The 12,352-nt window shown below is 71.6% G+C and carries 15 protein-coding genes; 12 read left to right on the plus strand and 3 right to left on the minus strand.

The features are described 5' to 3' along the window. Nucleotides 1-45: 45 nt before the first annotated feature. Nucleotides 46-873: a DUF2470 domain-containing protein gene (locus KZJ41_RS00970; protein ID WP_065923217.1), complete on the minus strand. Its 828-nt coding sequence runs from the start codon at nucleotides 871-873 to the stop codon at nucleotides 46-48. A gap of 82 nt (nucleotides 874-955) precedes the next feature. Here KZJ41_RS00970 and KZJ41_RS00975 point away from each other — a divergent pair, with 82 nt between their 5' ends. The 4 genes from KZJ41_RS00975 to KZJ41_RS00990 all read left to right on the plus strand — a co-directional run bounded on the left by KZJ41_RS00975 (nucleotide 956) and on the right by KZJ41_RS00990 (nucleotide 4,103). After that, complete coding sequence (locus KZJ41_RS00975) at nucleotides 956-1,660, plus strand: hypothetical protein (protein ID WP_198163345.1); 705 nt, start codon at nucleotides 956-958, stop codon at nucleotides 1,658-1,660. A gap of 71 nt (nucleotides 1,661-1,731) precedes the next feature. Further along, complete coding sequence (pheA, locus tag KZJ41_RS00980; protein WP_065923216.1) at nucleotides 1,732-2,646, plus strand: prephenate dehydratase; 915 nt, start codon at nucleotides 1,732-1,734, stop codon at nucleotides 2,644-2,646. Continuing rightward, on the plus strand, nucleotides 2,643-3,305 hold the full coding sequence (locus KZJ41_RS00985; RefSeq protein WP_065923215.1) for a histidine phosphatase family protein: 663 nt from the start codon (nucleotides 2,643-2,645) through the stop codon (nucleotides 3,303-3,305). Before pheA ends, KZJ41_RS00985 begins: the two co-directional genes overlap by 4 nt. Before the next feature lie 150 nt (nucleotides 3,306-3,455). Further along, the gene (locus KZJ41_RS00990) at nucleotides 3,456-4,103 is read left to right on the plus strand and encodes a TetR/AcrR family transcriptional regulator (RefSeq protein ID WP_006944631.1); all 648 of its coding nucleotides are present in this window, start codon (nucleotides 3,456-3,458) and stop codon (nucleotides 4,101-4,103) included. Nucleotides 4,104-4,112: 9 nt separating this feature from the next. On the opposite strand, the gene KZJ41_RS00995 is transcribed toward KZJ41_RS00990, so the two are convergent. Then, nucleotides 4,113-4,895, minus strand: a complete 783-nt coding sequence (locus tag KZJ41_RS00995; protein WP_065923214.1) for an enoyl-CoA hydratase — start codon at nucleotides 4,893-4,895, stop codon at nucleotides 4,113-4,115. Between the two features lie 50 nt (nucleotides 4,896-4,945). Beyond that, nucleotides 4,946-5,917: an NADPH:quinone oxidoreductase family protein gene (locus tag KZJ41_RS01000; protein ID WP_029546944.1), complete on the minus strand. Its 972-nt coding sequence runs from the start codon at nucleotides 5,915-5,917 to the stop codon at nucleotides 4,946-4,948. A 220-nt stretch (nucleotides 5,918-6,137) separates the two neighbouring features. Here KZJ41_RS01000 and KZJ41_RS01005 point away from each other — a divergent pair, with 220 nt between their 5' ends. From KZJ41_RS01005 to KZJ41_RS01040, 8 genes are all read left to right on the plus strand, one after another. Further along, nucleotides 6,138-6,938 carry a crotonase/enoyl-CoA hydratase family protein gene (locus tag KZJ41_RS01005; RefSeq protein ID WP_006944628.1) on the plus strand — a complete coding sequence of 267 codons (801 nt, stop codon included), beginning with the start codon at nucleotides 6,138-6,140 and terminating at the stop codon, nucleotides 6,936-6,938. A 78-nt stretch (nucleotides 6,939-7,016) separates the two neighbouring features. Next, a complete protein-coding gene (locus KZJ41_RS01010; RefSeq protein ID WP_029546945.1) occupies nucleotides 7,017-8,210 on the plus strand; it encodes a thiolase family protein in 1,194 nt (397 codons plus the stop codon). 27 nt (nucleotides 8,211-8,237) lie between these two features. Next, nucleotides 8,238-8,999, plus strand: a complete 762-nt coding sequence (locus tag KZJ41_RS01015) for a 3-hydroxyacyl-CoA dehydrogenase (RefSeq protein ID WP_006944612.1) — start codon at nucleotides 8,238-8,240, stop codon at nucleotides 8,997-8,999. 40 nt (nucleotides 9,000-9,039) lie between these two features. Continuing rightward, on the plus strand, nucleotides 9,040-9,702 hold the full coding sequence (locus tag KZJ41_RS01020; RefSeq protein ID WP_029546946.1) for a TetR/AcrR family transcriptional regulator: 663 nt from the start codon (nucleotides 9,040-9,042) through the stop codon (nucleotides 9,700-9,702). Between the two features lie 52 nt (nucleotides 9,703-9,754). Further along, nucleotides 9,755-10,912 (plus strand): acyl-CoA dehydrogenase family protein, encoded by a 1,158-nt coding sequence (locus KZJ41_RS01025; protein WP_029546947.1) that lies wholly within the window; start codon nucleotides 9,755-9,757, stop codon nucleotides 10,910-10,912. A gap of 28 nt (nucleotides 10,913-10,940) precedes the next feature. Next, nucleotides 10,941-11,699 carry an SDR family NAD(P)-dependent oxidoreductase gene (locus KZJ41_RS01030; RefSeq protein ID WP_043798289.1) on the plus strand — a complete coding sequence of 253 codons (759 nt, stop codon included), beginning with the start codon at nucleotides 10,941-10,943 and terminating at the stop codon, nucleotides 11,697-11,699. Between the two features lie 46 nt (nucleotides 11,700-11,745). After that, the gene (locus tag KZJ41_RS01035) at nucleotides 11,746-12,033 is read left to right on the plus strand and encodes a putative quinol monooxygenase (protein WP_029546949.1); all 288 of its coding nucleotides are present in this window, start codon (nucleotides 11,746-11,748) and stop codon (nucleotides 12,031-12,033) included. Nucleotides 12,034-12,167: 134 nt separating this feature from the next. Further along, a complete protein-coding gene (locus tag KZJ41_RS01040) occupies nucleotides 12,168-12,332 on the plus strand; it encodes a hypothetical protein (protein WP_006944596.1) in 165 nt (54 codons plus the stop codon). Nucleotides 12,333-12,352 lie beyond the last annotated feature (20 nt).

The raw sequence follows: 12,352 nt of genomic DNA on the forward strand, positions 1-12,352 counted from the left end.
CGGGGGAGTGCTGACTCGAGGATACCGCCGAAGCGCGGGGCCCGATCAGTGCCTCGCGCGCAGCCCGTTGGCGAACGGGCAGCCCACGAGGCGGCGCAGGGCGCGGCTCAGGGACTCGACGTCGTCGGCGGGTTCGGGGAACGGAATCCGGACGTCGTGGTCGCCGCGGCCGGACTCGAGTCGCAGGCGCAGGCCGTAACGGTCCAGGCCGAGAGGCCGGATGCGGCCGCGCCGGTCGTTGACGGGGATGTGCCGGGCGATGCGGTGGACGAGGTCGCCGTGGTCCTGCTCGAGGTGCTGCAACCATGCGGACTCGACGGCCGCGAACGGGTCCGGCGCGGCCGCGAGGACGTCGGCGACCTCCACGGACTCGGCGCCGGTGGTGTCGGCGGCGACGACGGACGTGAGGCGTACGCGCAGCAGTTCGGCGCGGTGCCCGACGTCGAGCAGCGCGGGGTGGGGCAGGGTCGCGGCGATGTCGGCGGCGAGCCGGCGGGGTTCGGCGACGGCGTGGGCGGTGCCGCTGAGCCAGGTGAGCGAGCGGACGGGGTTGCGCAGCCGCAGCGGCGAGTGGTCGGTCAGTTCCAGCACGGAGTGCAGGCCCGCGGCGCCGCGCTGCCAGGTCAGCGCGACGGCGGCACAGTCGTCGGGGACGACGACGAGCAGGTCGCCGTCGCTGTGCAGGTGGTGCAGCACCGCGGTGACGGGCGCGGCCCCGTCGGTGGCGAGTACGGCGGAGCCGGTGGCAACTGCGGCGGAGCCGGTGGCAACTGCGGCGGAGCCGGTGGCAACTGCGGCGGAGCCGGTGCGGGCGACGGCGGTGCGGACCGCTTCGGCGGTCGTGGGCGCGGAACGGGCGGTGGTGGCCGGCATCGAATCCTCCTCGGTTGGTAGGTGAGGCAAACCTAAGTCATGGTGAGCGAGGTCGCAACACCCCGGCGACTAGCCTGGAGACGTGCCGATCCCGCTCACCCTCGGAATGCCGCCGTCCCGCGAGGAGCCCCGCGGCCTGCTCACCGCACTGCTCACCCGCCGGCATCCGACCCTCGCCGACGCGCTCGCCGCCCCCGCGCTCGACGCGATCGGAGACCCCGTGGTGCCGGTGTCCACGCTGACCGAGGCCCTCGGGGAGACCACCGGGGCGGTGCGGATCGTCGGTGAACTCGACGTCGCCCCCGACGCGGAGCGCCTGGCCGGCCTGCGCCCGGTCCCGGTCCGCTACCAGCTCGACTGCACCGCGGCGGACCTCGACGACGCGCTCGCCGTCGCGGTACCCGCCCCTCTGACCGTCTACGTCGACGCCGGTGACCTGCCCGTGACGGCCCGCGCACTCGTCGGCGCCGGACACAGCCCCGGCCTGCCCACCGGACGCGACGTGGGGGAGATCGCCGACTTCCTGTCCGTCCTCGCCCACGCCGGCACCGGTTACGTCGCCCGAGCCCGCGACGCCGACGAGGTGCTCGCCCTGCTCGCCGCCACCGTCGCGGCCCTGCGCGGCGACGACGTGCGCGCCGCCTTCGCCGCGCCCGACCCCGGCCGGCTGACCGCCCTGATCCCCGAGGCGGCCGCGGCCGTGCGCGAGATCCTGCTCGCCGTCGAGGTCGACGACCCGGCCGGCGTCGCGCGCGACCTCGCAGCCCTCGGCCTGGCGGCGCGATGACCCCGTTGCCGCGATGACCCCGTTGCCGCGATGACAGGGCCCGGACACGTTCGATGCGTACCCTTCTAGGCGTGCCCCGCATCGCCTACTTCGGCCCCACCGGAACCTTCACGGAGATGGCCCTCGCCCGGTTCGAGGACGCCGGCACCTTCGACGGCCCGGTCGAGCGGGTGTCGGCCGCCAGCCCGCCCGCGGCGCTGCAACTCGTGCGCGACGGCGCGGTCGACGGCGCAGTGGTGCCCATCGAGAGCTCGGTGGAGGGCTCGGTGCCCCCCACGATGGACGCCCTCGCGGTCGGCCCGCGCCTGCAGATCGTGGCCGAAACCGAGCTGGACGTCGCCTTCACCGTCGTGGCCCGGCCGGGCATCACGCTCGACGAGGTCCGCACCGTGCACGCCTATCCGGTGGCCGCCGCGCAGGTGCGCCAGTGGATCGTCGACCACATGCCGAAGGCCGACGTGGTGGCCGCCTCGTCCAATGCCGGCGCCGCCGAGGACGTCGCCGCCGGCAAGGCCGACGCCGGCGTGTCCACCGCCCTGGCCGGGCAGCGGCTCGGCCTGCCGGTCCTCGCCGACGGCGTCGCCGACCACGCCGGCGCCCGCACCCGGTTCGTGCTCGCCACCCGGCCCGCCCCCACGCCGGCGCGCACCGGCATCGACCGCACCTCCGTGATCCTGCAGCTGCCGAACGAACCGGGCTCCCTCGTGCGGGCCATGACCGAGTTCGCCACCCGCGGCATCGACCTCACCCGCATCGAGTCCCGCCCTACCCGCCAGGAATACGGGACCTACTTTTTCCACTTGGACTGTGTCGGCCACATCGACGACGCGCTCGTTGCCGAGGCGCTCAAGGCGCTGCACCGCTTCGCGCAGGTGCGGTTCCTCGGCTCCTGGGCGGCGGTGTCCCAGCACGGTGTGGCCCCGGTATCGGACGAAGAGGATGCGCAGTGGCTGCAACGGCTGCGGCGCGGGGAGGAAGAGCGTTGAGCGGCCGATTGATCCTGGTCCGGCACGGGCAGACGGTGGCGAATGTCGCACGTCGCCTGGACACCAAGCTGCCGGGCGCCGAACTGACCGACCTCGGCGTCGCGCAGGCCCGCACCCTCGGACAGGGCTTCGCGCAGCAGCCGCCGACAGCCCTGTTCGCCTCGCAGGCCCTGCGCGCCCGGCAGACCGCCGAGCACGTCGAGCTCGCCGCCCGTGTGACCACCGTCGTCCGCGAAGGCCTGCACGAGGTGCAGGTCGGTGAGCTCGAGGACCGCAGCGACGAGGAATCCCACGCGCTGTTCATGAAGGTGTACGAGTCCTGGCACACCGGCGACCTGCGCGACCGGGTGCCCGGCGGCGAATCCGGCCTCGACGTCCTGGACCGGTACCTGCCGGTGGTCGAGTCGCTGCGCACCGACTACCTCGACGACGGCTCGGGGGACGTCGTGGTGGTCAGCCACGGCGCCGCCATCCGCCTCGTCGCCGCGCACCTCGGCCGGGTGCCGGGCAGCTTCGCGACCAGCAACCACCTCGCCAACACCCAGAGCGTCGAACTGGTCCCGCTGCCCGGCGGCGGCTGGGAGTGCGTGCGCTGGGGCACCTTCCAGACGCCGTTCCACGACACCGGACGCGCCGGCGCCGACGATCCGATGGGTTAGCCCCCACCTCGTCGTCCGCGCGCCGTGGTGCTTCCTGCGCGCGTCCATCGCTCGCGGGGAGCCCCCGAGTGCGCAGGCGTCCCGGCCGGGGCCGACGCACAGGTATCCTCGAGCCGTCCGAATGTAGCGATCGATAGGTTGGGTACGGCAATGGGAACTTCCACCGACGACACCGTCGCGGACGGTGTCGCTGCGCCGGACTGGCGTCGCCTCGAGCCGATGGAGCTGACTCCCATTCTCTCCGCGGCGCTCGACGCCTTCTACGAGACCGGGTTCCACGGCACCTCGGTACGGGAGATCGCCCGCCGGGTCGGCGTCACCGTTCCCGCGCTGTACTACCACCACGAGAACAAGGAAGGCCTGCTCATCGCGCTGCTCGAGCTCTCGACCAGCGACGTGATGACCCGGGCCTACGCCGCCGACGCCGACGGCGGCGACGATCCGGTGCAGCGGCTCTCCAACGCCATCGAGGCGATCGTGCTGCGCATGACGAACCGTCCCCGCCTCGCCGCCCTCGAGGGCGAGGTGCGCTACCTCAGCCCCGAGAACCGGCAGCGCTACCGCGCGGTGCGCAAGGAGATCGAGAAGCTCGTCTTCGAGATCGTCGAGGACGGGACCCGGCGCGGGGCGTTCGACGTCGAGGATCCGGCCGAGACGACCCGTGCGCTGCTCGGCATGTGCCAGTCCATCCCGCGGTGGTACCACCGCGAGGGCTCCCTGAGCCCGGAGGAGGTGGCGCGCAAGTACGTCGCGATCGCCCTCAAGACGGTCGGCGCCACCCCTCCCCCGAAGCCCTGACGGGCGGACTCAGCCCCGGCCGAACACCGCCGTCCGCTTCTCCTGGAAGGCGCTCACGCCCTCGTGGAAGTCCGCGGACGCCAGCAGCTCGAGCTGCCCGGCGCGCTCGCGGGTGAACGCGCTGTCGAGCTCGCCGAGGGTCGCGTCGTTGATCGCGTCCTTGGTGGCGTGGAAGGCCTCGACCGGTCCGGCGGCGAGCCGGATGGCGAGCGCGTCGACGGCGGCGGCGAAGTCGTCGTCGGGGTGCACCTCGGCGATCAGCCCGGCCGCGAGTGCCTCGGTGACGGGCAGCCGTTCGGCGAGCAGCGCCATCTTCAGGGCACGGGCACGGCCGATCGATGCGGCGACGAGTGCGGTCGCGCCGCCGTCGGGCATGAGGCCGATGCGGGTGAAGGCGAGCAGCAGGTAGGCGGACTCGGCCGCGACGGTGAGGTCGCAGCCCAGGGCGAGGGACACGCCGACGCCGGCGGCGGGGCCGTTGACGGCGCCGATGACCGGGCGCGGGAAGGCGCGGATCGCGGCGACGGTGCGGTTGGCGGCGTCGATGGTCCCGGCCGACGGCGGAGCGGACAGGTCCTTGCCGGCGAGGTCGGCGCCGGTGCAGAAGGCGCGACCGGTGCCGGTGAGGACCGCGACGCGCACGGCGTCGTCGCCGGCGTGCTTCTCGAAGGCGTCGGCGACGGCCTCGAGGGTGGCGGTGGTGACGGCGTTCATCCGTGCGGGCCGGTTGAGGGTGACGCGCAGGATGCCGTCGTCGACGGTGACGTCGACGCCGACGGGATCGATGGTCATGGGTCCTCCGGGGGGTGGGGTTCTCGGGACGGTCAGGGTCTCTCTGGACGTCAGGGGCGCAGCGCCAGGGCGACCTTGCCGGTGGCGGAGCGATGTGCGAGCGACCGCAGCGCCTCGGCGGCGTGCGTCATCGGGTGGACGGTGGGTTCGGGGATCTGCAGTGCCCCGGAGCGCAGCAGCGGCTCGAGCTGCGCCCATTGCTGGGCGGTGTAGCCGGGGAAGGTACGCACGTATTCGCCCCATCCGGCGCCGAGGACCGAGATGTTCTTGAGCAGAAGACGATTCACTTTGACGGTGGGAATCTCGCCGCCGGTGAAGCCGAGGACCACGACCCGTCCGTTCGGTGCCAGGCTGCGCAGGCTGTCGGTGAACCGGTCGCCGCCGACGGGATCGAGAACGATGTCGACGCCGCGTCCGCCGGTGAGCTCGAGGACCCGGTCCTTGAAGCCCTCCACGGCGACGGTGTGGGTGGCGCGGTTGGCTTTCGCGACCGCGGCCTTCTCCTCGGTGCTCACCACCGCGATGGTCTCGAGTCCGAGCGCGGCCGCGACCTGCAGGGCGGCGACGCCGACCCCGCCTGCGGCGCCGTGCACGAGCACCGTCTCGCCGGCGCGGTAGCGGGCGCGTTCGTCGAGGGCGAAGTGGACGGTCAGGTAGTTCATGAGGAATCCGGCTCCGGCCGTCAGGGACACCGAATCGGGAAGCGGAAAGACGGATTTCGGATCCACCGCGACGGTCTGCTGCCAGGCGCCGCCGGTGGCGAGGACGGCGACGCGCTGCCCCGGGCTCAGGCCGCTGCCGGCCGGGGCGGTGCGCACCGTGCCGGCGCCTTCGACGCCGAGCACGGACGGCAGGGGGCGCACGACCTGGTAGCTCGCTGTGGTCTGCAGCAGGTCTGGGAACGAGACTCCGGCCGCGTGCAGATCGACGACGACGACGAGGCCGTCCGCATCGGGCTCGGGAAGGTCCACGAGCCGTACGCCGTCGGGCCCGGTTGCTTCGGTCAGTTGTACCGCCTGCATGAGTTCTCCTGCCGTCCTGGTGGCCGAGCCTGTCTCGGGGCTCCGTGTCTCGGGGCCCGTGTCTTCGGGAATCCGTGTCGCGGCTCACGCGTACGGCCTCATCCATACCAGAACCGTCTGATCGGACGCTAGTTAGACCAGACCATTGACCGATCGATCGATCCGTGATAGTCCTTTAGCGATCGATAAGTAACGCCGACTGTATCCGATAGGGGCGCACATGGCCGACGAGTCCACCGTTACCGAACCTGCCGCACAGTACGAGCGGCGTGGCGGCATCGCCGTCATCACGCTCAACCGCCCCCGGGCGCTCAACGCCGTGAACGCAGCGCTGGCGACGGCGGTCGGCACGCTGCTCGAGCAGGCGGAGGCGGACGACGACGTGCGCGTCGTGGTGCTCACCGGTGCGGGCCGCGCGTTCTGCGCGGGCGCCGACCTCAAGGCCCTGGCCACGGGCGAGAGCATCGCCGCCGACGGGCACCCCGAATGGGGTTTCGCCGGCTATGCCCAGCACTGGATCAGCAAGCCGACCATCGCCGCGGTCAACGGGTTCGCCCTCGGCGGCGGCACCGAGCTGGTGCTCGCGTCCGACCTCGCCGTCGTCGACGAGGAGGCCCAGCTGGGCCTGCCCGAGGTCAAGCGAGGTCTCTTCGCCGCCGCGGGCGGGGTGATCCGGCTCCAACAGCAGATCCCCCGCAAGGTCGCGCTGGAACTGGCGCTGACCGGTGAGCCGATCTCCGCTGCGCAGGGCAAGGAACTGGGCCTGGTCAACCGGGTCGCACCGCACGGCACGGCGCTCGAGATGGCGCTCGGGCTGGCGGAGACCATCGCCGCGAACGCTCCGCTCTCGGTACGCGAATCGAAGTCGATGATCCACCGGACCGCGCACGGCGCCGACTGGGAGCCGGGTGTGTGGGAGGCCAACGCCGCCGCGGTGAAGGTGGTGTTCACCAGCGACGACGCCAAGGAAGGCCCGACCGCGTTCGCGCAGAAGCGGCAGCCGGTCTGGAAGGGTCGCTGACCCCCTGATCTCGGCCCGGGGTCTCGTCGATCCCCTCCGGGGCACCCGGGCCGCTCCAACCCTCGAAAGGAACTCCTCATGACCAACGCTGTCATCGTCGACGTGGTCCGCACCGCGGTCGGCAAGGGCAAGCCCGGCGGCGCCCTGTCCGGCACCCATCCCGTCGAGCTGCTCGCCCACGTGCTGCGTGAGATCACCTCGCGCAACGACCTCGACCCCGCCCTCGTCGACGACGTCATCGGCGGCTGCGTCAACCAGGCGGGCGAGCAGGCCCTGAACATCTCCCGCACCGCCCTGCTGTCGGCCGGCTTCCCCGAGTCGGTGCCGGCCACCACCATCGACCGGCAGTGCGGCTCGAGCCAGCAGGCCGCCCACTTCGCCGCCCAGGGCATCATCGCCGGCGCCTACGACATCGTCATCGCGTGCGGTGTGGAGTCGATGAGCCGGGTGCCGATGGGTACCTCGTCGATGGGGCAGGACGCCTCCGGCCCGGGCATCGCCGCCCGCTACCCCGAGGGCCTGGTCAACCAGGGTATCTCCGCCGAGCTGATCGCCGCGAAGTGGAAGTTCGACCGCGAGGCCCTCGACGCGTTCTCGGCGCAGTCGCACCAGCGGGCCGCCGAGGCGATCGCCGCCGGTTTCTTCGACAAGGAGATCGTCCCGATCACGGTCACCAATGCCGCCGGTGAGCAGGTCCGGCACACCGTCGACGAGACGGTGCGCGCCGCCACCACCGCCGAGGCCCTGGCCGGGCTGAAGCCGTCGTTCTACACCGAGGCGTACGCCGCGCGCTTCCCGGAGGCCGGCTGGCACATCACCCCGGGCAACTCGTCGCCGCTGACCGACGGGGCGTCGGCGGTGCTGATCATGAGCGAGGAGGCCGCGGCCAAGCTGGGCCTGACCCCGCGGGCGCGGTTCCATTCCTTCGCCGTCGCCGGCGACGATCCGATGTTCATGCTCACCGCCCCCATCCCCGCGACGAAGAAGATCCTGGCCCGCTCGGGTCTGGGCATCGACGACATCGACGCCTACGAGGTCAACGAGGCGTTCGCCCCGGTGCCGCTGATGTGGGCGCACGAGTTCGGGGCGGATCCGGCCCGGCTCAACCCGCGCGGCGGCGCGATCGCCCTCGGACACGCCCTCGGCTCGTCGGGCACCCGGCTGCTGACCACGCTGGTCAACCACCTCGAGGCCACCGGCGGCCGGTACGGCCTGCAGACCATGTGCGAGGGCGCCGGCATGGCCAATGCCACCATCATCGAACGTCTCTGACCCGCAACCACATCCGAAAGGAATCTCATGATCGTCAACGACAGCGTTGCCGTCGTCACCGGCGGTGCCTCCGGCCTCGGCCTGGCCACCGTCAAGGCCCTGCTCGCCGACGGCGCGCAGGTCGTCATCATCGACCTGCCCTCCTCCAACGGTGAGACCGTCGCCAAGGAGCTCGGCGACCGCGTCCGCTTCGCCGCCGCCGATGTCACCGACGAGGCCGCCGTCGTCGAGGCCCTCGACCTCGCCGAATCGCTCGGCCCGCTGCGCGTCGCGGTCAACTGCGCCGGCATCGGCAACGCCATCAAGACCGTGAGCAAGAAGGGCGCGTTCCCGCTCGCCGACTTCACCAAGATCATCAACGTGAATCTCGTCGGCACGTTCAACGTGATCCGCCTGGCCGCCGAGCGCATCGCCAAGACCGAGCCGATCGACGGCGAGCGCGGCGTCATCATCAACACCGCCTCCGTCGCCGCGTTCGACGGCCAGATCGGCCAGGCCGCCTACTCCGCGTCCAAGGGCGGCGTCGTCGGCATGACCCTGCCGATCGCCCGCGATCTCGCGTCGCTGCTGATCCGCGTCGTCACCATCGCCCCCGGCCTGTTCAAGACCCCGCTCCTCGGCTCCCTGCCGGAGGAGGCGCAGGCCTCGCTCGGCCAGCAGGTGCCCCACCCGGCCCGCCTCGGCGACCCGTCCGAGTACGGCGCCCTGGCCGCGCACATCGTCTCCAACCCGATGCTCAACGGCGAGGTCATCCGCCTCGACGGCGCCATCCGCATGGCCCCGCGCTGAGCGCCGCCTGAGCTGATCGACGCGTGAGAGGACGGGGCCGATGACTGTGGAGCCCGCACCCCCCAGGTTCGCGAACTGGCGGGAGTTCGAGCCCCTACAGCTCGGCCCCATCCTCGATCACGCGCTGGAAGCCTTCGGAGAGAACGGTTTCCACGGAACCACCGTCCGCGACCTGGCCCGCCGGGTCGGGGTGACGGTGCCCGCGCTGTACTACCACCACGAGAACAAGGAAGCCGTTCTCGTCACCCTACTCGACACCGCCGTCCGGGACCTGATCGAACGCGCCCTCGCCGCCGTCGGTGAGGGTGGTGACGACCCCGTCCGGCGCTTCACCAACTTCGTCGAGGCGATCGTGCTGAACTCGACGCACCGCGCCCCGCAGTCCGCACTCGACTCCGAACTGCGGCACGTGTCCCCGCAGAACCGCCGCAACTACGCCGCGACCCGGAAGCGCCTCGAGCTCATGGCCCTCGACCTCGTCGACGACGGGGTCGAGCGCGGCGTCTTCGCCGTCGACGACATCGCCGAATCCGTGCGTGCCCTGCTCGGCATGTGCCAGTCCATCGCCCGCTGGTTCCGGCTCGGCGGCCCGCTCACTCCCGACCAGGTCACCGCCCGCTACACCGTCATCGCCCTGCGCATCGTGGGATACCGGGCCGCGCCGGACCCGCCCAGCGACTCGTCGCCGGTGCGGAGGAACTGAGCGCCGATCGCCCGCCGACCCGACCGTCCTTCGCCCTCCTGGGAGAGAACCGATGCACCGCAACCTTTTCGAAGCCGACCACGAGGCGTACCGGGACACCCTGCGCGAATTCCTCGCCCGCGAGGTCGAACCGCACTACGAACGGTGGGAGACCGAGCGGCTCATCGACCGCTCCGCCTGGCTCGCCGCCGGCAAGTCCGGCATCGTCGGCCTCGGCGTCCCCGAAGAATACGGCGGCTCCGGGGTGACCGACTACCGGTTCCGCTGCGTCGTCGCCGAGGAGATCGCCCGCACCGGCACCACCTCCTTCGGCTCCGGCATGAGCCTGCAGGATGACATCGCCATCCCCTATGTCGCCGACCTCGGCACCGAGGACCAGAAGCGGCGCTGGCTGCCCGGCATGGCCGCCGGGGAGCTGATCGGCGCGATCGCCATGACCGAACCCGGCACCGGCTCGGACCTGCAGGCCGTCAAGACCACCGCCGTGCGCGACGGCGACGACTGGATCCTGACCGGGCAGAAGACGTTCATCACCAACGGTATCCACTCCGATCTGGTCATCGTCGTCGCCCGCACCGACCCGCACGCCGGTGCCCGCGGATTCTCCCTGCTCGTCGTCGAACGCGACATGCCGGGCTTTTCCCGCGGCCGCAAGCTGCACAAGGTGGGCCTGGCCGGGCAGGACACCGCCGAGCTGTCCTTCGAGGGCGTGCGGGTGCCGGCCGCGAACCTGCTCGGCACCGAAGGGCAGGGATTCTTCCACCTGATGGAGCACCTGCCCCTCGAGCGCCTCTCCATCGCCGTCGCCGCGATCGCGGCCGCGCGGGCGGCGTACGAGTGGACCAAGGACTACGTGTTCGAACGCAGGGCGTTCGGCAAGCCGATCGGCGACCTGCAGAACACCCGCTTCGCCCTCGCCGAGATGCTCACCGAGATCGAGGTCACCGGCTCGCACATCGACCGGTGCGTCCTGGCGCTCAACGCGGGCGAGCTGACCGCGGTCGACGCCGCCAAGGCCAAATGGTGGGCCAGCGAGCTGCAGAAGCGCGTCGTCGACCGGTGCGTGCAGTTGCACGGCGGCTACGGCTACATGATGGAGTACCCCATCGGCCGCGCCTACGTCGACACCCGCATCCAGACCATCTACGGTGGCACCACCGAGATCATGAAGGAGATCATCGGACGCGACATCGCCGCCGAATACGCCTGATCCACCCCGTATCCGAAGGAGAGACACCATGTTCGATCTGTCCGGCAAGCGGGCACTGGTCACCGGCGGCTCGGCCGGAATCGGGCTGGGCATGGCGCGCGGGCTCGCCTCCGCAGGTGCCGACGTGGCGCTGTGGGGCCGCGGCGCCGAACGCCTCGAGAAGGCGGCGGCCGATCTCGCGACGACCGGGGCGCGCGTGGTGACCCGATCGGTGGACGTGTCCGACGAGGAGGCCGTGCGCGACGGTGTCGCCGCGACGGTCGCGGAGCTCGGCGGCCTCGACATCGTCGTGGTCAACGCCGGAATCGGTGTGCCCCTCGTCAAGTTCGTCGAGTCGAGTACCGAGGACTACCGGAAGGTGACGGCCGCCAACCTCGACGGGGCGTACTTCACCCTGCGCGAGACGGCCAGGGTGCTCGTCGACCAGGGCACCGGCGGATCGGTGATCGTCACCTCCAGCCTGGGTGCGATCCAGGGCGCCGGGCGCAATCAGGCCTACGCCGCCACCAAGGCAGGGGTCCTGGCCCTGGCCAACGGGTGCGCGGTGGAACTCGCCCGGCACCGCATCCGCGTCAACAGCGTGCTGCCCGGCTGGATCGCCACCGACATGACCGGACCGCTCCAGGGCTCCGAATCGTTCACCACGCACGTTATTTCCCGGGTACCGTTGGGCCGGTGGGGAACTCCCGAGGACTTCGCCGGCATCGCCGTGTACCTCGCGAGCGACGCGTCCGCGTTCCAGACCGGATCGTCCACCCTGATCGACGGCGGCTACTCGATCTTCTGACGTCGCCGGAAGTGTTGTCCAGCAAGTTCGTCCACGAGGAGAAGCTATGGCACTGACCGCATTCCTGGAGCTCGAGTTCAAGCCCGACGTGCTCGGGGAGGCCCGCGCGCTGATGGATCGTGTGCTGAAGGAAACCCGCGCGTTCGACGGCTGCCTGGGCCTCGAGGTGCTCGCCGACCGTTCGAACGAGGCCCGCTGGGTGGTCGTGGAGAAGTGGGAGTCGGAGCAGCACGACGCCGCGTACCGCGAGTTCCGGGCCGGGCCCGGTGCAATCACCGATCTCGGTCCGCTGCTCGCGGGTGCGCCGAAGCTGACCTACTACAACGAGGTCTGACCGGCAGGGGTGGGCAGATCCCGCCCTGGGGTGCCTGGCCGGGGGCGGCGCCGTCGCCGACGATCGATACGTCGGATCGACGCCCGCCTACCCGGTCCCGGGAACGGCGGAACCTCCCAGAAAAGGCGGACGCCATGAACATCGAAGAGATGGCCCGGACCCTGCTCACCCTCGACGCCGGTGACGAAGCCGCGCTGCGCAGCGTCGCAGCGATCGAGGACGCCACCTTCGCGGCCTACGCGAGCGACTACGTCGAGGCCATGACGCGGCCCGGCTGCAAGGGCTGCCACGGCGGCTGATCGGCGGGCGTGCAACGGCC

The organism is Rhodococcus sp. 11-3 (genome assembly GCF_023704055.1).
Lineage (GTDB): Bacteria > Actinomycetota > Actinomycetes > Mycobacteriales > Mycobacteriaceae > Rhodococcus > Rhodococcus aetherivorans.